Source organism: Lysinibacillus sp. ACHW1.5 (assembly GCF_022014815.1).
Taxonomy (GTDB): Bacteria; Bacillota; Bacilli; order Bacillales_A; family Planococcaceae; genus Lysinibacillus; species Lysinibacillus capsici.
The window spans coordinates 2,164,897-2,188,600 of record NZ_CP091777.1 but is presented as its reverse complement, the minus strand read 5'-3'; the positions used below and the strand labels follow the sequence as shown (position 1 = coordinate 2,188,600).

Sequence of the window (23,704 nt, the reverse complement as noted above, 5' to 3'; positions counted from 1 at the left end):
CCACCCCAATCCAAATGCTCTCCCTTTATATTACAGGATAATGCTGGTTTTTGCGAAACATCACTCTAGTGAAATACCTAAAAAATCACTTAAAAAGGCTTTGTTTTGCTCCACATCGATGACAATAGAATCGCCCGCATGGCTAAAGTTTTGGAATTGATAGCTACCCTCGATAGGGATGGTTGCTTTCTCAATGTTTACCTTGCCCTTTGATAGCAATTTAAGTACTTGCTGCATTTCCTCAGTAGATGAATAATCTGTTGTGATATAGCCCTGTGCCGCACCAACAAATTTTGGTAAATGCAACATATTCGTAGGCGTTAATAACTCTGTTTTTAATGCCTCAATCACTTTTTGCTGACGTGCAACACGCCCAAAATCTCCTTCTGCATCATGACGGAAACGCGCATAACCTAGTAACTCCTGTCCATTTAAACGATGAACACCTTGCTTTAACTCTACCCCAATATTTTCAGACATGTCCTTTTCAACATCCATTTCCACACCATTTGGCGCTAAAATATCCACTAAGGATTCAAAGTTTTTAAAATCAATTAGTGCATAATGATGAATCGGTAGGCCAAACATATTTGTCAATGTATCCTTTAATAGCTGAACACCGTCTAGGTAGTAAGCTGTATTAAGCTTATAGGATTGATAGCCTGGAATATCTGCGTAAATATCGCGCATAAAGGATACGAGTTTAATGTCGTTGTTTGCTTTATTCCAGGATAATACCATCATTGTATCAGTCCGTGATTTTTCCTCTCCACGTGTATCGACCCCTAAAATCAAATAGTTTTCGATATCCCCTTTGATGCTATCACCCGAAAAATCTTCCTGTGCAACTTTGGTGTCGTTGGCTAGCTCAAGCCCGCTGCGATATTGAATGACCGAATAGCCGACAATCACAATGATACACAATAGTAATAGTGTAAAAAATGCTCTCCCTTTACGTAATCGACGCTTTTTAGGACGTTGGGAGCGTCTCGTATAATCTTGCTCTTCCATAACAACTAACTCCTCTATTTTGATATAGTTAATGTAACGATTGATTAGCTAGAAAGTTTCATTATAAAAAGGATCTATTCCATGTTTTTCTATCTAAACGTTATTTTACACCCATTTGCACAGTTTGGCGTAAAACAATGCTATAATATTTTCACAAAAGAAAGGATGATTCAAATGATAGAAAAAGCGACATTTGCTGGCGGCTGTTTCTGGTGTATGGTCAAGCCATTTGTCGAGTGGGACGGTATACATAAAGTCACTTCAGGCTATATGGGTGGCCACTTAGAAAACCCAACCTATGAAGATGTCAAAAAAGGAACGTCAGGTCATTTAGAAGTAGTCGAAATCGAATTCGACCCTGCTATTTTTAGTTATGAGCAGCTCCTTGATATTTATTGGATGCAAATTGACCCGACAGATGCGTATGGACAGTTCCATGACCGTGGTGAATCCTATACTACAGCAATCTTTACCTATACAGATGAGCAAAAGCAAATCGCAGAGGCATCGAAAGAAAAGCTTGCCAATAGCGGACGCTTTGATAAACCTATTGTAACCAAAATTCGCGATGCTGAACGCTTTTATCCAGCAGAGGATTATCACCAGGATTATTATAAAAAAGAGACAGCACACTATCAGCAAGACCGTGCCGTTTCTGGGCGTGATACGTTCATTGCAAAGCATTGGGAAAAATAATATAAAAGAGGTGTCTCCAGCTTGTGGGACACCTCTCTTTTATACAATAGCAACAAATTTATTAAACAGAGGCTTCTAAAAACGATTGTAGTGCGTCAAAGAAGCGTTGACCATACTTCTCATATTTTACTTCGCCTATACCACTCACCTGTCGTAAATCCTCCAGTACAGTTGGTCTATTATCACATAATTCACGTAACGTTTTATCAGAAAATACAACAAATGGTGGGACCTTTTCCTCGTCGGCAATCTCTTTGCGTAATACCCGTAAGTGTTCAAATAATGGATCATTATCCACCAGCTTCTTCACTGTGACAGCTTCCTTACGCATGACCTGTCGATTGCCAAGCAGCACTTCCTTGCCTTCAGCAGATACATAAATTGTAGGGAATGTACCGTGCTTCACAGCCAGCAAGCCCTCTGCAATTAAAAATTCGATAAAGTTGGAGACATCCTTTGAGGTATATTGTCCTTTTAAAATGCCATAGGTCGATAAACGGGCAAAGCCAAATTCAGCGATCTTTTGATTTTTAGAGCCAATTAGCACCTGTGCCACCATGGTCTTCCCGAATTTTTGTCCCATACGCACAACACAGGCCAGCACCTTTTGCGCATCCTCTGTCACATCTGTCACTGCTCGCCCGTCAATACAGTTACTACAACGCCCACATGGCTCCTCCTCAACTTCTCCAAAATACGCTAAAATCGCATTCTGTAGGCAGCCCTCAGTATGGCAATAATCGACCATTGTTTGTAGTTTAGCTAGCTCCTGTGTAATACGAGCCTCATCCTGTGACTGTTCGATAAGAAAACGCTGTGTTTGAACGTCCCCTGAAGCATACAATAAAATACAAGCACTTGGCAGACCATCTCGACCAGCACGGCCCGCTTCCTGGTAATAGCTCTCCATATTACGAGGCATTTGATAATGCAACACAAAGCGCACATTACTTTTATCAATCCCCATACCAAAAGCATTCGTTGCCACCATGATACGTGCCTCATCTTTTAAAAACCGCTCCTGCTCAGCCATTCTTAAATTCTCTGATAGACCTGCATGATATTTCGCAACGTCTTCACCAGAGCGACTCAGCACATCATAAATGGCATCCACAGCTTTTCGAGTAGCTGCATAAATGATGCCCACTTCCTGTTTATTTTGTTGAACATAATTTTTTACATAACGTTCTTTATTTTCACCAATTAACACCGAAAGTGCCAAATTCTCACGTGAAAAGCCTGTCATGACCGTTGCCTGCTCATCAATCGCTAACAATTGACGAATATCATCACAAACCGTTGGCGTTGCAGTAGCTGTCAGCGCTAAAACAGTGGGTTTTTGGGGCCATAGCGTAAAAAGCTTGTGGATCGAACGATAGCTTGGTCTAAAATCATGCCCCCATTGCGATATACAATGAGCCTCGTCAATCGCAAGTAATGGGACAGATAAATACGACAATGCTTGAAGAAACGTAGTACTTTCCAGTCGTTCAGGTGCAATATAGAGGAGCTTTAAATAACCCGCACTAGCAAGCTGCATGGTTTCATCCACTTCCTGTGCCGTCAGCGTACTATTAATATAGGCTGCTGGAATATTTGCTGTACGTAAAGCCTCCACCTGATCTTGCATCAGTGAAATCAGTGGCGAAATCACGATGGTTAACCCCTCAAGCATTAGCGCTGGAATTTGATAGCAAATGGATTTCCCTCCACCTGTTGGCATGACACAAAGACTTGACTGCCCTCGTAATGTTTGTTCAATAATCTGGGCTTGTCCTTGCCGAAAGGTATCATAGCCAAAATGATGCTGTAGCATTTGTCTAGCTTGCTCCATGCAAAATTCACTCCTTGTTTGTGAGACCAAGTAGCTTGTACTCGCCCTGTTCATTTTTTTCTAACTCATACAACATGTTGGAGTAGGCAAGTGCCTCCTGTCCAGCAGCATTCGTCAGGATATATTCCGTTTTAGCCTGTACGATAAGACGCTGTCCCTCTACACGAATTGCCTGAATATCCGTGTTTGAGAAATGAATTTTGGCTTGCTTGGAAGCATAATAGGCAACCATACTAGCCAAGGTTTCCTGTATAGCCTCTGTCCCGACAATCGGTTTCAAAACACTTGCATCCTGGGTTGTCACAGCCCCCTTTAAATACTTGTGAAACGTATCTAAAAATAGCATAATTTCATCGGTATTATACGCAAATATATTTTCTCCATATTGTTCGATTGCTTGCTGTACAGCTTCTTTATCCCCTTGTTCAATATAGGGGTATAAGTTTTTCGATTGGGAAAGTCGTACACTGGCTGTCATGCCCTCCTCAATCCATTCATCGATGGATGCTTGGAATTCCTTTATAGGCAATATGTATGGCTGCGATGCTCCTTGCTGTTGTCGATTAACATATAACCCGACAATGGCTCCGTTTTCAGCCTCCATGACAGGGCTTCCTAGTGGTATCGATTGTTCCGCTTTTATATAATAAGCCGCTACTTTATCTTGGTATTTTTGAATTGTATAGGGTAAGCCATTCACATAAACAGCCAGATGATTTAGCTCACCTTCATATAAATTAGGCACTTGCACATCCGCTTGATAGGTTACTCGTAGCAGGGCCATATTATAGGCTGTTGACATGACATGAATAGTCGCTGCTACCAGCTTGTCCTGTCCAAATTGAACGAGGGCAGTTGGTTTGGATGCCACTAGTGCACCATTCGTTAAAATATACAGTTGATCATCCTGCTGCCTGATAATAATGCCTGCTCCAACACCATATTCTCCAATTACTTTGACCTCTGGGACAATTTTTTCCTGTTGCTTCGTTACAGCTCCCTCTGATTCTACCTCTGCCTTTTTATTTTGAAACCATCCTGTCCCTATTTGACTGTCACAGCCTGCTACAAGAAAAGCTGTCGCTCCTAAAATGAGCACTTTTTTATACATACCTTCACCAAAACTTTCTATTCTACATTCTCTCTTCTCTATCATAATCAAGGACTAGTAATGTTTCAAGTTTACATAATATTATTATTGGAAAATTAATATTAGAAAAATGCAGCAACTTCCCTAAAGTCATTTCTTTCTACCCATTAATATTGATGGAAGACAAAATTTGCTGTGAGGATGGAAGGATATCATACCCTCAAAATAATTTTCACATAAAAAGACATGTGCAACCTGACACATGTCTCTTACAATCATTTTTTTCTTAATAGTCCTGTCGTTACTAGAATGCCGAGCATTAACAATACAAAGATCAGATACGTCCATGTATGGTTGCCAGTTAAGTCATAGCAAACACCTATTAGAATGGGGATAATGGCACTTACCATAAAGCCACCTGCCAGCACCATAGATGACCAGCTAGTGGCCTCCTGATCATTTTTGGCTTCATCAAGAGGCAACAATAGTCCGATTGGAAATAGCCCACTTAGCACAATACCAATTAATAAAACAGCCAGCCATAGGTAAATACCCGCTGTCAGCCAGAGTAGCATAAATCCAATCACGCCAACAAAGCTAAACACTAGTAGCCAGACCATTCGATTTGGCCATTTTTCCATGAGAATCGGTACGGCCATATTCCCTATCATTTGTACAATAGACATAATTGTTAGCATGGCACTGGATGCCTCTAATGACAGGCCTTTATCCTGTAATAGCGGGGTAAGCCATGACATGATAGAGAAAAAGAGTGATGTTTGTAAACCAAAGTACAGTAAAATTACCCAGGCACGTCTAGATGTCCACGGATTACGGACATCTTCTGACGCAGTTACTTGTTGGAGCTGCTCGTTGTGTTCGGATGGAATTGCCGCTAGCCAGATAACGAGAGCAACTATAGCAAGGATTGACCACATGCCAAGGGCGATTGTCCAGCTATTACTGAAACCCTGATAAAAAGTCACGGTTAAGGCTGCACTTAAAGTAGCCCCAACGCCAATACCGAATGAATAGATACCGACTACTGTCGTAAAGCGTTCTGGAAACTTTTTCTTAATATAAGCATTTAGAATAGGACCAATCATTGCAATCGCTAAGCCTGCCGCAAAGCTTGTCACGATGAGCAAGAGATAACTTGCTTGGAAAAAGCGTAGCCCATTCGCGACGACAAGGATAGCCACTAAAAGGGTGATAGCTGATTTCGTGCCCATTTTTCGCTGAAGCGGGACAGCTAAAGGTGCAAATAATCCCATACAAAAAACGGGGATAGCTGTGAGAAAGCTCATGCTTGTATTCGAGACATGTAAGGACGTCATGAGGACATTAAAAAGCGGTCCTATTCCCGTGACAGCTGGCCTCATATTAAGAGCGACAAAAAATATACTAATGACCACGAAGGTGAGTGATACGGTCCAATGTTTTTTAGCCATTTGTTTGATCCTCTCTATTATTACGCAGCCTTCATTTATGAAAAGCTTGCATGGATTCCTCTATCCTTTTATCATGTTTTCGATGGATGGTCAATGATTGGACAGTCTGACTTTAAATGGCTAATGCTTCTTACATATTTTCAGGTGACTCAATACCTAATAAGGCTAATGACTCTTTTAAAACAATAGCAACACTCTGGCATAGTGCAAGACGAGATGCCTGCTGTTCATCATCTGCTAATATTTTGTACTGTGCATAATATTTATTGAATAAACGTGCCAGTTGTAAGACATATTTTGCTATTTGGGACGGATCAGCCTGCTCAAAAGCCATAGCTACCGTTTTAGGAAACTGTTCTAGTAATAAGATAATTGGCCAAGCCTGCTCACCTAAAGATTTGAATAGCATAGCTTGAGTCGGAGCTTTCTTTTTATCTAAAATAGAGCAAATACGTGCATATGTATACTGTACATATGGCCCTGTTTCGCCTTCAAAATTCATCATTTGCTCGATTGAAAATTCAATATCGTTTAGACGATGGGATTTTAAATCATTAAAAATTACCGCTCCAACCCCCACTTGCTTTGCGACTTGCTCTTTGTTAGGTAGAGAAGGGTTTTTCTGCTCCATATTACGCTGTGCAGTCGCTATAGCTTCTGCTAGTACATCAGCTAATAACACCACTTTGCCTTTACGCGTCGACATTTTTTTACCATCCTTCAGCATCATGCCAAATGACACATGCTGCAGATTCTTTGCCCAAGGATAGCCCATTTTTTCGATTACCTGAAAAAGTTGTTTAAAGTGGAGGGACTGCTCATTGCCAACAACGTAGAACATCTTTTGCGGCTGGTAGTGCTGTTGGCGATACAGGGCTGCTGCTAAATCACGCGTCGCATAAAGCGTGGCTCCATCCGTTTTTGTTATTAAACATGAAGGCATCTCCTCCATCTCCACAACATACGCTCCTTCTGATTCCACAAGGAGCCCTTTTTCTTCTAATTCTGTTACAACGGACGGCATTTTGTCATTGTAAAAGGCTTCACCTATAAAGGCATCAAAATGAATTCCTAATAGTTCATATATTGTTTGAAATTCTACGAATGATACATCTCGGAACCATTGCCATAATGCCTGCGCCTCTTCATTACCGTCCTCCAATGCTTTAAAGGCGGCACGAGCCTGTTCATTGAGCGTGGGGTCTTGCTCTGCCTCTTCATGAAACTTCACATAAATCTTTAATAACTCCTCTATCGGTGACGCTGAAATAGCCTCTTTATCACCCCAAAGCTGATAAGCAACAATAAGCTTGCCAAACTGTGTACCCCAGTCCCCTAAATGATTGATACGAATGGCTTGATAGCCATTTTTTTCTGCAATATTTGCTAAGGCATTGCCGATGACCGTTGAACGTAAATGTCCCATCGAGAAAGGCTTGGCGATATTAGGAGAGGAAAAATCTAAGACGACCGTTCCCATCTTTGTTGGAGTAGTACCATATAGTTGCTTGTCGTGCAGAATCTTGCGTAACACCTGCTGCGTCACCTTTTGTTGATCGAGAAAAATATTGACATAGCCACCAACAGCTTGCACACGCTCGATACTGTCATGATTTAATTGACTTGCTATATGTGCTGCGATACTCTGCGGTGATTTTTTCCACACTTTTGCTAGAGTAAAGCATGGAAAGGCTACGTCCCCTAGCTCCAAGCTTTTGGGTTTTTCTAATAATGACAATATGTCCTCTCCTATTATTTGTTGTTTTAATGCAACTGCTAAACTGTCGGCGATTTGTTGATTCATCTTGCTCCTCCTCCTGTTCAAATAAAAAAGCCCTCGCCTCTAAAATTAGAGACGAGAGCATGATAATCCCGTGGTACCACTCTAGTTGCCATGTGACATGACCACTTTCCATTGTTAACGAGGTGACGCCCCGCTATTCTCTACTACTTGTTCGAGAATCTTCTCCAAAGTGCGCTTCATTCATGGTCCCTGCATTAGGCTCACACCATCCCTAACTCGCTTGCCAGTCATCCCATCAATTACTCTCTTTTTCATCGAATTTTTCTATGATTTTTACATATATTACCGGACTTCCTTATTGGCGTCAACCATTTTTACTGTAAAATGACGGTACTTAGCAATTGACATATCGAGATAATTCGATATATTATCGTCATATGGAACCAATTGAAATTTTCAAAGCGTTATCAAACGAGACGAGGCTAAACATCTTACAGTGGTTGAAGGAACCTGAGAAACATTTCCCAAAAGTGAGTATCGAAGGAGGCGTGTGTGTTGGTGATATTCAAGAGAAAGCTAAAACTTCTCAATCAACCGTTTCTCACTACTTAAATATGATGCAAAAAGCTGGACTTCTCGAATCTTTTCGTCATGGTCAATGGACGTATTATAAATTAAAAGAAGAAACGATTCATCAAATTGCTTCGTTTCTTGTCTCAGATACCCAAAATGATTAATTGGGTTTCTGTTTTAGTTATTATATCGATTATTCACGATAAATAGATACGCTATATTGATTAGGTTTCGAATAATATATCGATTATTCTCGATATATAAATATAAAAGGAGAGCATTATTTGATGAAAGAAAATACACTTAGTCATAAACATAAAATTTTAGCCTTTACCTTAACATTATTAACTTTTGTCATGGGAACAAGTGAATTTGTCATTGTAGGATTATTAACAGAGGTTTCGACAGATTTAGGCATTACCATCGCCACTGCTGGTTCCTTAGTTTCTGGATTTGCGATTGCCTATGCCATTGGTACACCTATCTTAACCGGTTTTGTTAGTAGATTTGCAAAATATCCACTCATGTTACTGTTCATTGCTATCTTTATACTTGGAAATATAGTAAGTGCCTTAGCTAGTTCCTATGGTATTTTAATGACTTCTAGAGTTGTTACGGCTGTTGTCAGCGGTGTGCTAACAGCATTATCTATGTCTTTAGCAAATGATAATATGCCAAAGGAAAAAAGATCCTCTATCATTGCCTTAATATTTGCTGGTTTTACCATTGCCAACGTTATGGGTGTACCGCTAGGAACGATGGTGGGTCAATGGAGTAATTGGCATATGACATTCTGGTTAACGGCTCTATTAGGAGGGATTGCCTTTGTCATCAGCCTCTTTGTGCTACCTCGGAATAGTAAAGGAACAAAAGGTTCGCTATCAGACCAATTAAGTTTATTTAAGCAACCTAAAATCATTCTAGCATTCTTCATTCCTGTTTTTACGATTGCTGGAACATACACAATCTATACTTTTATTACGCCAATTTTAGAAAACAAACTTGGGATTGATACGAAATATATAAGTATTGTTCTCTTAATCTATGGTTTTTTTTCGATCTTTAGTAATCTTTTAGCTGGCAAGATCGCTCAACATAATGGTCTTAGTAAATTGCGTTATACATTCATCTTTCAGGCCATTATCTTATTTACCCTCTATTTCACGATGTCCTCCACATGGCTGGGACTCACGAGTATTATGTTAATGGCTATCATGCTTTATGCTGTGAATGCAACTGTTCAACTATACTTCATGGATCTAGCAGAAAGGTATTCCCCGTCTGCCAAAGACTTTGCATCCTCGTTAACCCCTGTAGCCGTTAATGTGGGCATTGCATTAGGGGCTGCAATTGGTGGGATTGTCGTTGCCACGGGTAGTCTAGACAAACTTTCATGGGCTGGTGGAATTTTAGCACTCATAGCTTCAGTGCTAACATATATAAGCTATCAATTGGATCAAAAGGATGGACAATAGAAAAAAAGAAACATTCCTCAAGAAGAGGAGTGTTTCTTTTCTACATAATGAATCACATCAGCCATAATCGCATACATCTCTTTTAATTTTAATTCCTTATTGTCAGAGACTTTCTTCGCTACTTTCTCCGTGACCATTCCTTTTTCTACTAATGTATCCCAGCTTGTCGCATTGGATTCACCGATGAGAACATCAGCCAAATACTGGGCTAGCTCATCTCGCTCAATGGCTTCATCGCCTTGATTATAAACTTTATTGATGACAATTTCGAGCTGATCCTTCATTCCTGATGCACTTTCTCCACCAGCACGTAGCATACTCTCTTTTAACATTTTAGCAAACTTTATTTTCGTCGCCTTACTGTTTACTTTTAGGTCATTATCATAGCCGCCTACTACAAGGCCGTAATTAATGAGCGTTTGAATGGCTTCATCATACCATTCTCCTTGATATGGATACTCAATTGAAAATGAATCAACATAGGCACCTTGTTTAGCCAATTGCTTTCGTAATGTAGCGATTAATGGTTTATCCTTACTCATGTCTCTAAAGGTTACATCGTGCTTCTGTATAAGAGCAGCCGCAGTCCCAGCCGCTTCACCTGTTACCATCCCTGTTGGAACAATACGTGCACTACCAGCTGCAAGTGATGAATAACCAGCAGAGCGTCCGACAACCAGTAAGCCATCAATATCCTTCGGTACTAACGAACGGAAAGGAATAGCATATTGCTTTGGTGCAGCGATCACATAGCCATAATCATGAGGCGTTTGCGCTTGCACATCGACTGGATAAGAGGCAATGCCAATGCTATCCCACTGATCACTATTTTTCCACAGGTCTGCCATTGGTAATTGATACTCTGCCCAAATATGTCTTGTTTCTCGGACGTAGAGTTCTTCTGGATAGCTGACAATTTCAGCCTTTTCAAACCCTGGGAAGTTTGTTTGTAAATATTTTAGAATGTGTAACGTTTCTTTCTTCCCAGCGACAATGGCCGCTTGTTTGGCGGATTCATTCAAACCATCAATACCAAAAATCTGTAAAGCATTGATGAAATATTCATCATCTACACGAGCTAAGTTTAACCCTCGTAATCTTGTGCCCTCTTGTAATGGCTTGTATTCATCATGCAGCTTTGTAAAGCCCCACATCACCGTATGATTTAAATTAGCACCGCCAAATACACCGGAATTAGCCGCTTTTTTTACTTCATCCCAATTGACATTTTTTAGATGTAGCATTAAAGTCACGGCCATGCGCTTATCTTTTATGCCAATATCTTCGCCACCTACAAAGAAAGGTACGCCCGACAAAGCAGCAAAATCAGCATCCTGTGTAGCATCTATGAATGATTTCCCCGTCACAACATATGTACCGTACTCATTTTTTAATTCCACAGACGTTAATTGTTGTTGTTTGACATTTGCTTTCACAACCTCGGTTTGCACGGATAACGTTAAGTTGGGCTCTTCATCGATCAGCTTTTTAAAGGCTGCCTTGGCACCTACAATGCCAAAAGCGTCATTCCCTCTAACAAGCTCATGCCATTCCTTAAATATTCCCTCACTAATCGAGTTGTTACGGCCATTACGAGGAATGTCGAGGAAATTCAGCATACCATATGTAAATAATCCACCTAACTCTTGTCGTTTTTCGACTAGCAATGTTTTCGCACCATTTCGAGCCGCAGCCACAGCCGCAGCCACACCCTCTGGTTCACCACCGATGACAATAACATCATATTCTTCCTCTATATGTTCAATTGGTTCTGGCTTTTTATACTCATCTACTAATTTATTGTATGCCATAGAGTTTGTTATTTCTTTAATAAAATAGTAGCTACCAAACCCAAGTAAAACTACTATTACACAAGTGGCTGTCCATAATAAGCCCTTACCCATAATATACCTCCAATTGTTAAAATTTCCATCGATGTGTTTATTTAATCATCATTCCCGCCACAAGGGCTGAATGTCCTAGTTGAACGCAGGCATATCAATACCAACAACGACTAATTCTTTAGCTTACAGCATTCTTATATGAAATTATCATCAAGAAAAATGAATGAAATCATTTATGAGGATTGTGATGTTTTTCGTCTAACTTTAGCAACATCTATCTAGTATAAATGAAAGAGCCACGAATAGCTGGCATTCAAAACGGGGATGGGCTTGTGGGCACCAGTGATGATTTACTTGACATATAAACAGTCAGAATCATTCTAGCCGAAACCTTTGTGAATAAGCAACTAAAATCCCCGTGGTAAATGATGTCATTTTTCTATTCTTTTTCAAAAATAGTTAATCACACTACAATATAGACGCCTTACTCTCAAAGAAAGTTACACCAAATTTAACTTTTTTATTGTATCTTTATTCAGTTTATGTTTAACAAAAAATGCGGAAAGAACGCCAAACCTTGATTTAATAATGTTTATAGACTATGGAACATATTTCATGCTATACTAGAGCCATTGTGAAAAAAGGAGGAACTTGCATGATTCAAGTTAGTAATGTAGGTCTTCGCTATGGCGATCGTAAACTATTTGAAGACGTAAATATAAAATTCACACCAGGCAATTGCTACGGTTTAATTGGGGCAAATGGTGCTGGTAAATCAACATTTTTAAAAATCCTTTCTGGTGAAATTGAAGCGCAGGAAGGAAATGTATCAATGGGTAAGGACGAACGTTTATCAGTCCTGAAACAAAACCACTTCGAATACGATGAGCATACAGTGCTCGACACAGTTATTATGGGGAATAAGCGCCTATATGACGTAAAAACAGAAAAAGACGCTATCTATGCAAAGGAAGATTTCTCAGATGAGGATGGCATGCGAGCTGCAGAGTTAGAAGGTGAATTTGCAGAGCTAAACGGTTGGGAAGCTGATTCAGAAGCGGCTACACTATTAAACGGTTTAGGTATCTCCGATGATCTTCATTACATGCTAATGGGCGATCTTGAAGGTTCTGACAAAGTCAAAGTTTTACTGGCACAGGCACTGTTTGGTCAACCTGATGTGCTATTACTCGATGAGCCTACCAACCACCTTGACTTAAAGGCAATTCAGTGGCTGGAAGAGTTCCTAATTAACTTTGAGAATACAGTTATTGTTGTATCCCATGACCGTCACTTCCTAAACAAAGTATGTACACATATTGCGGATTTGGACTTCTCTAAAATCCAATTATATGTAGGGAACTATGATTTCTGGTATGAATCTTCTCAATTGGCGCAAAAAATGGCACAAGACCAAAATGCGAAAAAAGAAGAGAAAATTAAAGAATTACAAGCGTTTATCGCACGTTTCTCTGCCAATGCATCTAAATCGAAGCAAGCAACATCTCGTAAAAAAATGCTGGATAAAATTGAGCTGGATGATATTAAGCCATCAAGCCGTAAATATCCATTTATCAACTTCCAAATCGGCCGTGAAATTGGTAATGATGTCCTAACAGTAGACGGTCTAACAGCAAGTCATGAAGGCGAAACACTATTCAAGGACATGCGCTTCTCGATGAACAAAGAAGATAAAATTGTTTTACTTGGTAGCCCAATGGCGAAAACAGCACTTCTTGATATATTAATGGAAGAAAAAGAAGCGGATGCTGGCACATTTAAATGGGGTGTAACGACATCTCAAAGCTACTTCGAAAACGATCATGACAAGTACTTCGAAGGTTCTGAAAAAACATTAGTAGAATGGTTACGTCAATATTCTCCAGACGATGAAACAGAAAGCTTCCTACGTGGTTTCCTAGGACGTATGCTGTTCTCTGGTGAAGAAGTGAAGAAATCCCCTGCTGTTCTTTCCGGGGGCGAAAAGGTACGTTGTATGCTATCGAAAATGATGCTTGCGACAGCAAATGTTATTTTATTAGATGAACCTACGAACCACCTTGACCTTGAATCTATTCAAGCATTGAACGAAGGCTTAATTCGTTTCAAAGGCGCAATGATTTTCACATCACATGACCATCAGTTCATCCAAACAATTGCGAACCGTGTCATCGAAATCCGTGAAGACGGCTCTATTTTAGATAAGCAGTTAACATATGATGAATTCCTAGAGTGGAAAGATAGCCAAGGCTTAAGCTAAGCTTTACAAAAATCCTCTACCCATAGTGGGTAGAGGATTTTTTTGTCTTTTGTGTTTATATAGTTTTTAAAGGATTAAAAGGATTTTTATTGAATTATATAGTATAGCATTAATGAGGGGGTAATCTTCGTGAAGAAAATTGCAATTATATCAGATATTCATGGGAATAAAACGGCATTAGAGGCCGTATTAAAAGACATTCGCTTAAGAAAGATTGACAGAATTTTTTGTTTAGGTGATTTAATCGGCAAGGGCCCTCAAGGATCTGCCTGTATAGAACTTATCCAACAGAATTGTGAACAAGTCGTACGAGGCAATTGGGACGTATTTATTCAATCCCCTACTGACAATGATTTTCTCCAATGGTTTAAAGATCGATTAACAGCAAAAGACTATCAATATCTCGGGTCATTACCCTTCCATATTGATCTTGAATTAAATGAACAGCTCATAAGATTTTTCCATGCTTCTCCAAGAAGTGAATTTGAACGTATCCTACCAAATCATCCACTTGAAAAGCGTTTATCTATGTTTGAGAATACTGCAGTAACCAATTCAAGCCATTACAAGAAACATCCTGATATTGTGTTCTATGGCGATATCCATACAACTTTTTTACATACATATAAACAAGGAATTCTTTGTAATGTAGGGAGTGTTGGTAATTCACTTGACCTAACTTCTGCTTCCTATGCCATTCTAGATGGAACACAGTCAAACAATGCCATCCAATTTATTAGAGTAGCATATGACCGAGAGGCTGAGCTAATGATCGCAAAAGAGCTAGGTATGCCTCAATTAGATCAGTATTATAATGAAATTATGTTTGCCAACTATCGAAATGTTTAGCCCCGTCATTAAAAAAGAATCCATTTTCATGCCAGCATGGATTCTTTTTTATATTCAACGCTGGAAATACCATTGCAGCGCATTCTTGTAGAGGATTTTATCAGCAGCCTGTTGATCGAATAGCTGTTGAATCAATTCCACATCCCCATAATTAAAAGGTCGTTTAGCTCTTGTAGACGGGCAATCTGTTCCAAACATGAGGGCATCTGGATTAGCATTATAAATCGCTTGTAAAGCATGCTTCACATCCAGCTCCACACGACCAAAGCCAGTCGCCTTGACACGTACTCCCTTATCAACAAGCTTTAATAAATGTGGCAGCCCTTCTTCCGACAACCCTAAATGATCGATGGAGATGGCTGGTAATGCTTCAATTGTCGAGGCTATCTCCGGTATTTCCTTCGCATCGATATATAATTCACTATGCCAGCCCACCAAATCATAAACCCGTCGTGCAAAGGTTTCTAACTGTGATAAATCCTCTGAGCCACCTCGTCTACTATTAAAGCGTAATGCCCGTACCCCATTGTTATGTAAATGTACAATTTCATCATCCGTGACCGTATTAGGTAATTGCGTTACCCCACAAAACGTGGGACCCAGTTGTTTCAATGCTTTTAAAAGATAGGCTTGGTCATATCCTTGAAAAGATCCTGATACAATGGCGCCTCCCGCTATCTGGAGACTCACTGTGTCCTTTTGATAATCCTCTACTACATAGCTTGGTGGCGTATAACCTTGATTTTCGATAATCGGAAAATTAAAGTCAATGATATGAAAGTGTGCATCAAAGATTCGCATCATTTATCCCCCTTTACCTTTGAATTTACCATACTCTAACTATAAGTTATAATACGAATTTCTAGCTATTTCTCATAAGGAAAACTTATTGAATTGCATTAGCTTAAGTTCCTTCTTCTCTTTTCAAGTTGATAAAACAAACGTAAAAAATGGTATGAACAATTAAATTCATACCACTCTTTTTAGCTAAGCTAATGCCTTATTCCTCAAATTTTTTAAATGCTAGCACAGCATTATGACCACCAAAGCCAAAGCCATTCGATAGCGCAAAGTTAACGTCTTGATGAAGCGCCTCATTCGGAACATAGTTTAAATCACATTCGGGATCTGGTGTTTCATAATTGATGGTTGGTGGAATAATGCCATCCATTATACTTTTCAATGTAATAATGGCTTCAATTCCACCGGCCGCGCCAAAGAGATGTCCTGTCATCGATTTTGTGGAGCTAACCTTTAGTTGATAGGCATGATCACCAAAAACGTGTTTAATAGCCTTTGTTTCAGATTTATCTCCCTCTGGCGTACTAGTGCCATGTGCATTGATATAATCGACAGCTGATACATCAATTTCGCCCATTTTTAAAGCTAATTTCATGGCATTGGCAGCTCCCATATAATCTGGTGATGTAATATGATAAGCATCTGTCGTAACTCCATATCCAACTATCTCGCCAAGAATGGTTGCACCTCTTTGTTTGGCATGTTCATATTCCTCTAGGAACACGATTCCTGCCCCCTCTGACATGACAAAGCCATCTCGTTTGCTATCAAATGGACGGCTCGCTTTTGTTGGCTCCTCATTTCTTGTAGACATAGCTTTCATACGTGAGAATCCTGCAAAGCTTAGTGGATTTATGGGTGCCTCTGCTCCACCTGCCAAAATGCCATCCGCATAGCCATGTCGAATCGCTAAGAAAGCTTCTCCAATTGCCTGGTTTCCTGTCGCACAAGCAGAAACAGGTGAAAAGCTTGGTCCTTTAAAGCCCGTTTTGATTGCTAGTATTCCTGCAGCCATATTGCTAATCATCATCGGCACCATAAATGGTGACACCTTCCTAGGCCCTTGATTGAGCATCGCTTGATGATTTTCTAAAATCGTTTCAATGCCCCCAATGCCAGAGCCAATGTAAACGCCTAAACGCTCCTTATCTACCTGTTCCAAATTTAGATTTGCTTGCTCTAAAGCCTGCTGTGACGCGGCAATAGCATATTGAACAAATAGATCATATTTACTGATTTCTTTTTTATCCATATACAGCGTTGCATCGAAATCCGTACTCGTCCCAGCAATTTGCGTATTAATGCCGCTAAATGCCTCCCCTTGAATTTTTTGAATCCCTGATTTTCCTGCCTTAATATTCTCCCATAAGGCTGATACCGAATTACCTAACGGGGAAACAACACCATATCCAGTAACAACGACTCTTCGTACCATGCACATCGCTCCTTCTCGTTTCATGTCTTACTTTAACAGTTCATTTAATTGCTCCAGCATCTTTTGAAAGAACGCTTCTCCTACAACACGTTTATATTGTAATGCCCCTTTCGTACTTGAAATAAGTAATACAGCTAGAGCCTCCAAATCATTAGTAGCTTGGAGTGCGCCCTGTTGTTTAGCTTCTTTCAATAGCTCAACAAAGACATTGATTTCCATTTGACTAAGCTGCTGAAGCTTTTCTTGCATTGGTTGCGGTAATTCTTGATAATCTGCCTGTAAAGCTGAAATAGGGCAAATGCCGTCTTGCTCTAGAAATTTTATTCGCTGCATAATAAAGGCAAATGGCTTTTCCTCAGCTGGCAAAGTGGACTCCTTCATCAATGTAAAAGTTCTCTCTAATCCTTGTTGAATTCTTTCGCAAACAGCAACACCTAAATCCCCTTTCTTTTCAAAATGATAGTGAATACTTGCTTTTGTAACGCCTAGCTCTTTTGCTAAATGATCATAACTAAATGATGTGAAACCTTTTTCTTGAATATTCTTCAATGTTAATTCAATAATTTGTGATTTTCTATTTGTCATGGCTTTATACTAACTTACTAGTAGGTAAGTGTCAATTTAAAAAATGCAGCAGATCAATAATTTATCTGCTGCATCACTGCTTATTGCATTTCTTTTGTTGGTCCCATAACACCTGGAACTGGTAAGCCTGCTTGACGCAATAAGACTGTCATTTGTCCACGATGATGTGTTTGATGATCGATTAATACACGTAATACAGCGCCTTTTGGCATTGGAGCTTTAAAACCAGTGACAACTTCTAATAAGTCCTCATTTGAAAGCTTTGCGACTGCCTCACTTACACCTTTTGCAACCTTTTCATAAGCAGCTACGATTTCAGCAGCTGTTGTTGGTACTGGATCTTCTTGACGAATCGTTGGCACTTTTAAGCCTGCTAAATAACTAAAATAACCTGCTGAACCGACTAAATGCCAGCCCAACCAGCCAAGTGTACTGTGACCCTCCACTATACTTTGATCTAATTTGTCATCTGTTAAAGCCTGTAATACGTTTAATGTTCCATTAGATGCATTCGACCATTCCTGTAAAAAATCATCTACATGTCTATACATATGTTTACCCCCCATTTTTTCACTTCATTTCTATCATAGATAATTTTCCATGCTGTTACAAGTTTTCGCTAAATAGTTTACATAATAATATTATTATATGAAACCCACATATCATTCGTATAACACTCCTCATTCACGTATAATGAAAGAAAATAGCGAAGGAGTGTGCTCATGAGATACCCTGTTCTAGTACTTTCTGTAGTATTTTTACTGGCTGGCTGTCGTGAAGAAGTTCAGGAAGAGCCTGTGCCAGCTCCAACACCATCTGTGGAAGACAAGCAAGCAGTGGAACAAGATCAAGCGTCACTTCTCTCCTATTTTCCACCTGATGGATCTGTTGCTTCTTTTCAAGGGGAAGGAAATGAATTTGCTAGCTTCACACTAAAAACTACCTACCTCGATACACAGCATATCGTACAAATAGAGGATAATGGTGGTGTGACACTATTAAAAATCTACCGCATAACGGATACAAGTATTGATCTTGTCTATCGAGAACCTGTTGACAGTAATCCAAGCATGCCAAGTGCAGCTGAGGCAGCTTCTTATCCTGTACTGGAAACCGTACTTCAAAAGCCTTTACAAGTCGGGACAAGCTTTGAAGGTTGGACCATTGAATCAACGACCGCTACTGTTGATACTGGTACAACGGTCTATCAAGATGTCATCCAGCTAAGTCGCACTGAAGATCAAATGACCACAACCAAATATTTTGCAAAGGACATTGGTCTAATTCGCAAAGAGGATACGATGGAAACAGAGCAAGATGAGCCATTTGTTGTGACATCAACCTTGCAAAAAATAGAATAATTGAAAGAAAACAGGCGTCCTGCTTGGGCGTCTGTTTTTTAGCAAAGGAGGCCAATCAATGAGTGATATACATAACGCAACACCAAAGCAAGATGAATTAACGGAAGAAGAATTTATTGAACTTGTACTTGAGGAACAGCAAAAAGCCTTAGCACAGGCGCGAGAAGAACGCATTTATGGAAAAAAGCCCAAAAAACAAAAGCCTCTTGTACGCTGGATCGTGTGGGGTATGGCACTAATGCTGTTTTTCAATACATTTGCCCTCATTTTTCAAATCTACTCCATACCTGCGCTTGAATTTATCAAGGTTTCAACGCGGCTCTCTGCACAAGAAGATATACAAACCTATAAAAAGGCAGTCGTTGAAATTTCAAGAGGCTCCAGTAAAGGCACTGGTTTTGCCATCTCACCAGATGGTCTGATTGTCACCAACGCCCATGTTGTCGAACATGCCACAACATTATCAGTCGTCTTTCCTGATGAGGGACTGATGGAAGCAACATTAATCGAGAGCTATCCAGCCGTAGATTTAGCCTTTGTACAGGTGCAAGCTGAGCAACTTCCCTATCTACCTCTTGCAGAAGATCCACCTTACACTGTAAATGAACATGTCTATTTTATTGGAAATCCACTTGCTTTCACCGGCATCGCTAATGAAGGAACATTGCTAGAAGCCATTCAATTAGAAGATTGGCAGGAGCCAGTTAGGATGCTAAAAGCTCCTGTTTATCGGGGCAATAGTGGTAGCCCTGTAATCGATCAACATGGTGAGGTCATTGGGGTTATCTTTGCCACGATGAAATATGAGCCCATTGGAAATGTTGGTCTATTTGTACCTGTACAACAACTCCGAAATTTATTAGAAGAGCAATAAAAAATGAACCTCTAATAAGCAGGTTCATTTTTATAGGGTGTCTTAGGTTTACATAATATTATTATTTATCTTTACTTTCTTGCTTGACGAACTGAGCAATTGGCGATTTTACAGGAATTTTACTGACAACCTCATCACTCACTTCTGCAACCTTTTGTAGCACATGTAAAAGCTTGTCATCCCCTGTCCAATGCTTTTCCACTACATCTGGACCCAACTTATTAATAATGGTATTTACCACAAAAGTTGCTAGTACAACATCATCTAAATAGCCACCAAAGCCTAGCAGTCCTTCTGGCATTAAATCCATCGGTAATACAAAATACGCAATGGATGCCCCAATTAATGCACGACTCTTTTTATCTACACCCGCATCGGTTACTGTTTTAATTAACAAATGAAATAAATCAGGCACAAACATTAAATACGGAGTAAACTTGTTACTTTTTCCCTTTTTCGACCCAAGGAAAGCTACTAATTTTGTACGTAGTTTCTGATAAAAATCTTGTTGCTCCTGTTCTTCAGGCAATTTTTCTTCAATATTCACATTCATCTGCCTCCTTCTTTACAACGATGCGCTATTTTGGCGGGGCTACCCTCCATTTTATGGGGTTATCCGCTACTTTTGTGCAGCTATCCTCCAGTTTCACATGGCTATCCGCTACTTTTATAGCGCTATCCTTTACTTTTGCATGGCTATCCGCCACTACTATATATTTAACCTAAAACAGGATTTGTAATCCTTAAACTTGCAAATAATACAAAAAAGACATCCTATTTGCATAGGATGTCTTGGGTTTAACGAAAGTAATTTTAATTACTGAGAATTAAAGTTTAGTTACGTTAGCAGCTTGTGGTCCGCGGTTGCCATCTACAACTTCGAATTCCACTTTTTGACCTTCGTCAAGAGTTTTGAAACCTTCGCCTTGGATAGCTGAGAAGTGTACGAATACGTCGTTTTCACCTTCAACTTCGATGAATCCAAAACCTTTTTCTGAGTTAAACCATTTTACTGTACCTTGTTTCATTTAAGAAAACCTCCAAAAAATAAAAGTGAACAATATGTAATTTCTTCAGCGATTGAAAAAAATTCACATATTACAAAGAGTACCGAACTAACGCGATCACTTTTTGTAATATGTGAATTCATGTTTCCGGTGAAGCAATTAAATTGTTAAGTTAAGTATAACTGCCATCCATAATTTTGTCAAATAAAGAAAAAATCTTTTTTACTTTTTTTCAAAATTTTTTTACTTCTCTTCTATTTTACACGCAATTATTCCATGATATACTTGTGCATCATCATCGCAAGCCTCACAGTAAAAGCTTTCATCCTCAGACCAAAAAGCCCAATACTGCTCCTCTTTCGTTGCCTCATTATCGTAAGAGGAACGAAAATGCGCTAATTTTTGCTGTAATGCACGATCAAAGAGCTCCTTCGTGTCAAATGTATCTTCAGTTTGAATATAAGCTTCCCAGCCTTCAAATTTCCACCAAGGCTCATAGTCCGCTTTCATGTAAATAATTGTATACATATTTGCCCATTCCTTGCTGTCATAAGATAGTTTCATTTTAGCAAACACAACTGAAATGTCTATTAAAACCACCTGAATTATGCTATTATTACCTTATTATACATACTTTTTGGAGGTATTTTTATGTTTTCAAGTATTCGACCTAAAGCAGAGCTAGAAGAACTACTAAAACGTGGTACAGATTTACATGCAACAGGCCGATTTTACCAAACACTGGCATTCAATCATTTCAATTCACAAGATGAGGAGCATTTACAGGCACTCTATCAAAAGCTCAAAGACATTTCCCCTTCCATGAATGCCATTTTTCATCATTATTTAAGCGAGATATCCCCTACCTCTCAATTAATCATTAGTGAAGAAAATATTAATCAATACTTAACACAGTTTTTCTTAGCAACTCGTGATGATCATTATGTAGATGAAACTGTCAAATTTTTCAATCTATTTCGCAAGCATCAATACGAGCCTGGTAAATTAATTGTTGTCTTCAACCAATTTGCCTTCTATATTACTACATATATTTTATACAATTTTGGTATCAAGCCAAATAAAGCATTTCAATATATGAAATCCTTCCAATCCGCAGTCAATGTCGATCAAGAATTATTAGTGGAAGTGTTAACTGAACGCATTATTGAAAATGTGGTAGGAGAAGTATCTTCTTTAATGGATGTCAATGCCAAAATTATGTACATGAAGGATTTAGTTTTTAGCCTAGATAAGCAAAATGAAGAGATTCAATCCTCTACTGCTGCAACAGAACAGATTGCAGCTTCTATCAATGAGGTTGCACGCATGTCTTCTCATATATCAGAGAAAACAACTGAATCTGTTGACCATGCTACAAAAGGTAAAAACGCTATTGAGCATGCCCTATCGGAGATTTTTAAAACAGAAGAGACCTTTACATCCATTGTTGACTCATTTTCAGAATTACAAAAAAGGGTAAATGATATTGAGCAGGTTGTCACATTAATCAATCAAATTGCCGATCAAACGAATCTACTCGCACTTAATGCCTCCATTGAAGCAGCGCGTGCAGGTGAACATGGGAAAGGCTTTGCGGTCGTTGCACAGGAAGTACGAAAGCTTGCTGAAAACACGGTAGCTGCGCTAAGTGAAGTATCCGCAAATGTTCATCATTTAAAGAGTTATTCGAATGATGTTTCTAACTCGATTACAGATACGACAGCTATTATTAAAGAAGCAACCGTTGAAGCAAAAGATTCGTTACCATTATTAAATGCCATTGTTCAAGCGATTGAGGGTATTAATTTAGATGTGACAAATACGGCTGCCATTTCCCAGGAACAAGCAGCCGCGATTGATGAAGTTTCAGCAAGAATGATTGAAATTTCAAGCTTGCAGGAAGATATTCGTGATTATAGTCATAATACATCCAGCGATATTCATTTATTAGGGAAAGAAATTAACCGTTTCCGTAATGATCTTATTGCTAACAATAATGTACAGCTTTCATCTATTGCCCTACTACAATTATCGAAGGCGGATCATATTTTATGGAAATGGCGCATTTATAACATGTTCCTAGGCCTAGAAAACGTTGATCCAAGCGATGTTTCTTCTCATAGAGACTGTCGACTTGGCAAATGGTACACAGCGCCTCGTACAGTCGAACGTTTCGGTCATTTACAGGACTATCATGAATTAGATGGCTATCATTTACGCGTCCATGAATCAGCGAAGCTTGCAGCTGAAGCCCATAAAGCAGGTCACATCGAGCAAGCTGATGTTCATCTAAAAGAGGTCGATGAGGCATCTAAGCATGTACTCTATCACATTAATAACTTAATTGCCTATTTAGAAAAAGAACGTGTCATGCAATAAAAGGAGAGGTTCACCCCTCTCCTCCATTAAGTAGGAGGTATTCCCTTGAACAAACGAGCAAGTATAAAATTTTTTGGTGATGTCTACGGCACAGGCTACCGATTCTTCATCAAGCAAAAAGCTATTGAATTAGGGTTAAAAGGATACTGTCGATTGAATGACGCAGATCAAATTGAAGTGGAAGTGGAGGGCTCAGAAAAGGCACTGAATGAATTTCTCCTTTTTGTCCAAAAAGGCGTTAGTCCTCAAGCCGATTCCAATTCATTTTCTTTAGAATTATACGATGATTTAAAGGGCTATATACGTATGGAGTCAGACATAGTTTAATGTCTGGCTTTTTTGTCGTGTTGTTTTAGAGATAGGTTCAACAATTTTTAATCTCAACATGGCGTTTTGTCCCATAGGAAGTATGATAAAATTATCGAAAAATATTTG

At 39.3% G+C, this 23,704-nt stretch carries 22 protein-coding genes and 1 other annotated feature; of the genes, 9 read left to right on the top strand and 13 right to left on the bottom strand.

What is annotated here, in order from left to right; all coding sequences use genetic code 11:
- Positions 1 to 60: 60 nt before the first annotated feature.
- Complete coding sequence (locus L6W14_RS10785; protein WP_237900795.1) at positions 61 to 1,011, bottom strand: LCP family protein; 951 nt, start codon at positions 1,009 to 1,011, stop codon at positions 61 to 63.
- Positions 1,012 to 1,185: 174 nt separating this feature from the next.
- Here L6W14_RS10785 and msrA point away from each other — a divergent pair, with 174 nt between their 5' ends.
- Complete coding sequence (gene msrA, locus L6W14_RS10780; RefSeq protein WP_081011039.1) at positions 1,186 to 1,707, top strand: peptide-methionine (S)-S-oxide reductase MsrA; 522 nt, start codon at positions 1,186 to 1,188, stop codon at positions 1,705 to 1,707.
- A gap of 61 nt (positions 1,708 to 1,768) precedes the next feature.
- Here the strand turns inward: msrA and recQ are convergent, their stop codons facing one another.
- The 4 genes from recQ to argS all read right to left on the bottom strand — a co-directional run bounded on the left by recQ (position 1,769) and on the right by argS (position 7,886).
- Positions 1,769 to 3,541 (bottom strand): DNA helicase RecQ, encoded by a 1,773-nt coding sequence (gene recQ, locus L6W14_RS10775; RefSeq protein ID WP_237900793.1) that lies wholly within the window; start codon positions 3,539 to 3,541, stop codon positions 1,769 to 1,771.
- Between the two features lie 7 nt (positions 3,542 to 3,548).
- A complete protein-coding gene (locus tag L6W14_RS10770; RefSeq protein WP_237900791.1) occupies positions 3,549 to 4,652 on the bottom strand; it encodes a TcaA NTF2-like domain-containing protein in 1,104 nt (367 codons plus the stop codon).
- Between the two features lie 254 nt (positions 4,653 to 4,906).
- On the bottom strand, positions 4,907 to 6,082 hold the full coding sequence (locus tag L6W14_RS10765) for an MFS transporter (RefSeq protein ID WP_131520247.1): 1,176 nt from the start codon (positions 6,080 to 6,082) through the stop codon (positions 4,907 to 4,909).
- A 130-nt stretch (positions 6,083 to 6,212) separates the two neighbouring features.
- Entirely contained in the window at positions 6,213 to 7,886 is a 1,674-nt protein-coding gene (gene argS / locus L6W14_RS10760) for an arginine--tRNA ligase (RefSeq protein ID WP_237900789.1), read from the bottom strand.
- A 44-nt stretch (positions 7,887 to 7,930) separates the two neighbouring features.
- Positions 7,931 to 8,150, bottom strand: a binding site (T-box leader).
- A 113-nt stretch (positions 8,151 to 8,263) separates the two neighbouring features.
- Here argS and L6W14_RS10755 point away from each other — a divergent pair.
- A complete protein-coding gene (locus L6W14_RS10755; RefSeq protein WP_131520404.1) occupies positions 8,264 to 8,563 on the top strand; it encodes an ArsR/SmtB family transcription factor in 300 nt (99 codons plus the stop codon).
- A gap of 123 nt (positions 8,564 to 8,686) precedes the next feature.
- Positions 8,687 to 9,874, top strand: a complete 1,188-nt coding sequence (locus tag L6W14_RS10750) for an MFS transporter (RefSeq protein ID WP_237900967.1) — start codon at positions 8,687 to 8,689, stop codon at positions 9,872 to 9,874.
- Positions 9,875 to 9,891: 17 nt separating this feature from the next.
- Here the strand turns inward: L6W14_RS10750 and L6W14_RS10745 are convergent, their stop codons facing one another.
- Complete coding sequence (locus L6W14_RS10745) at positions 9,892 to 11,778, bottom strand: FAD-dependent oxidoreductase (RefSeq protein WP_305799923.1); 1,887 nt, start codon at positions 11,776 to 11,778, stop codon at positions 9,892 to 9,894.
- A 595-nt stretch (positions 11,779 to 12,373) separates the two neighbouring features.
- Between L6W14_RS10745 and L6W14_RS10740 the strand changes: the two genes are divergently transcribed.
- Together L6W14_RS10740 and L6W14_RS10735 are read left to right on the top strand one after the other, a co-directional pair.
- On the top strand, positions 12,374 to 13,978 hold the full coding sequence (locus L6W14_RS10740) for an ABC-F family ATP-binding cassette domain-containing protein (RefSeq protein ID WP_004230062.1): 1,605 nt from the start codon (positions 12,374 to 12,376) through the stop codon (positions 13,976 to 13,978).
- 129 nt (positions 13,979 to 14,107) lie between these two features.
- Positions 14,108 to 14,827 (top strand): metallophosphoesterase family protein, encoded by a 720-nt coding sequence (locus L6W14_RS10735; RefSeq protein ID WP_237900787.1) that lies wholly within the window; start codon positions 14,108 to 14,110, stop codon positions 14,825 to 14,827.
- A gap of 54 nt (positions 14,828 to 14,881) precedes the next feature.
- Here the strand turns inward: L6W14_RS10735 and L6W14_RS10730 are convergent, their stop codons facing one another.
- From L6W14_RS10730 to L6W14_RS10715, 4 genes are all read right to left on the bottom strand, one after another.
- The gene (locus tag L6W14_RS10730) at positions 14,882 to 15,628 is read right to left on the bottom strand and encodes an amidohydrolase family protein (RefSeq protein ID WP_237900785.1); all 747 of its coding nucleotides are present in this window, start codon (positions 15,626 to 15,628) and stop codon (positions 14,882 to 14,884) included.
- A gap of 199 nt (positions 15,629 to 15,827) precedes the next feature.
- Complete coding sequence (gene fabF, locus L6W14_RS10725) at positions 15,828 to 17,063, bottom strand: beta-ketoacyl-ACP synthase II (protein ID WP_237900783.1); 1,236 nt, start codon at positions 17,061 to 17,063, stop codon at positions 15,828 to 15,830.
- 27 nt (positions 17,064 to 17,090) lie between these two features.
- Positions 17,091 to 17,648 carry a TetR/AcrR family transcriptional regulator gene (locus tag L6W14_RS10720; RefSeq protein WP_237900781.1) on the bottom strand — a complete coding sequence of 186 codons (558 nt, stop codon included), beginning with the start codon at positions 17,646 to 17,648 and terminating at the stop codon, positions 17,091 to 17,093.
- Between the two features lie 80 nt (positions 17,649 to 17,728).
- Positions 17,729 to 18,199 (bottom strand): DinB family protein, encoded by a 471-nt coding sequence (locus tag L6W14_RS10715; protein WP_237900779.1) that lies wholly within the window; start codon positions 18,197 to 18,199, stop codon positions 17,729 to 17,731.
- Positions 18,200 to 18,370: 171 nt separating this feature from the next.
- Between L6W14_RS10715 and L6W14_RS10710 the strand changes: the two genes are divergently transcribed.
- The gene (locus tag L6W14_RS10710) at positions 18,371 to 19,009 is read left to right on the top strand and encodes a hypothetical protein (protein ID WP_237900777.1); all 639 of its coding nucleotides are present in this window, start codon (positions 18,371 to 18,373) and stop codon (positions 19,007 to 19,009) included.
- Between the two features lie 58 nt (positions 19,010 to 19,067).
- Positions 19,068 to 19,883: a S1C family serine protease gene (locus tag L6W14_RS10705; protein ID WP_237900775.1), complete on the top strand. Its 816-nt coding sequence runs from the start codon at positions 19,068 to 19,070 to the stop codon at positions 19,881 to 19,883.
- Between the two features lie 61 nt (positions 19,884 to 19,944).
- Here the strand turns inward: L6W14_RS10705 and L6W14_RS10700 are convergent, their stop codons facing one another.
- From L6W14_RS10700 to L6W14_RS10690, 3 genes are all read right to left on the bottom strand, one after another.
- Positions 19,945 to 20,436 carry a YkvA family protein gene (locus tag L6W14_RS10700; RefSeq protein ID WP_237900774.1) on the bottom strand — a complete coding sequence of 164 codons (492 nt, stop codon included), beginning with the start codon at positions 20,434 to 20,436 and terminating at the stop codon, positions 19,945 to 19,947.
- A 274-nt stretch (positions 20,437 to 20,710) separates the two neighbouring features.
- Positions 20,711 to 20,911 carry a cold-shock protein gene (locus L6W14_RS10695; protein WP_004230088.1) on the bottom strand — a complete coding sequence of 67 codons (201 nt, stop codon included), beginning with the start codon at positions 20,909 to 20,911 and terminating at the stop codon, positions 20,711 to 20,713.
- A gap of 222 nt (positions 20,912 to 21,133) precedes the next feature.
- Positions 21,134 to 21,418 carry a DUF1033 family protein gene (locus L6W14_RS10690; RefSeq protein WP_237900772.1) on the bottom strand — a complete coding sequence of 95 codons (285 nt, stop codon included), beginning with the start codon at positions 21,416 to 21,418 and terminating at the stop codon, positions 21,134 to 21,136.
- A 123-nt stretch (positions 21,419 to 21,541) separates the two neighbouring features.
- On the opposite strand from L6W14_RS10690, the gene L6W14_RS10685 reads away from it, so the two are divergent.
- Both L6W14_RS10685 and L6W14_RS10680 read left to right on the top strand, forming a co-directional pair.
- Complete coding sequence (locus tag L6W14_RS10685) at positions 21,542 to 23,269, top strand: globin-coupled sensor protein (RefSeq protein WP_237900771.1); 1,728 nt, start codon at positions 21,542 to 21,544, stop codon at positions 23,267 to 23,269.
- Between the two features lie 45 nt (positions 23,270 to 23,314).
- A complete protein-coding gene (locus tag L6W14_RS10680) occupies positions 23,315 to 23,596 on the top strand; it encodes an acylphosphatase (protein WP_237900768.1) in 282 nt (93 codons plus the stop codon).
- Positions 23,597 to 23,704: the final 108 nt, after the last annotated feature.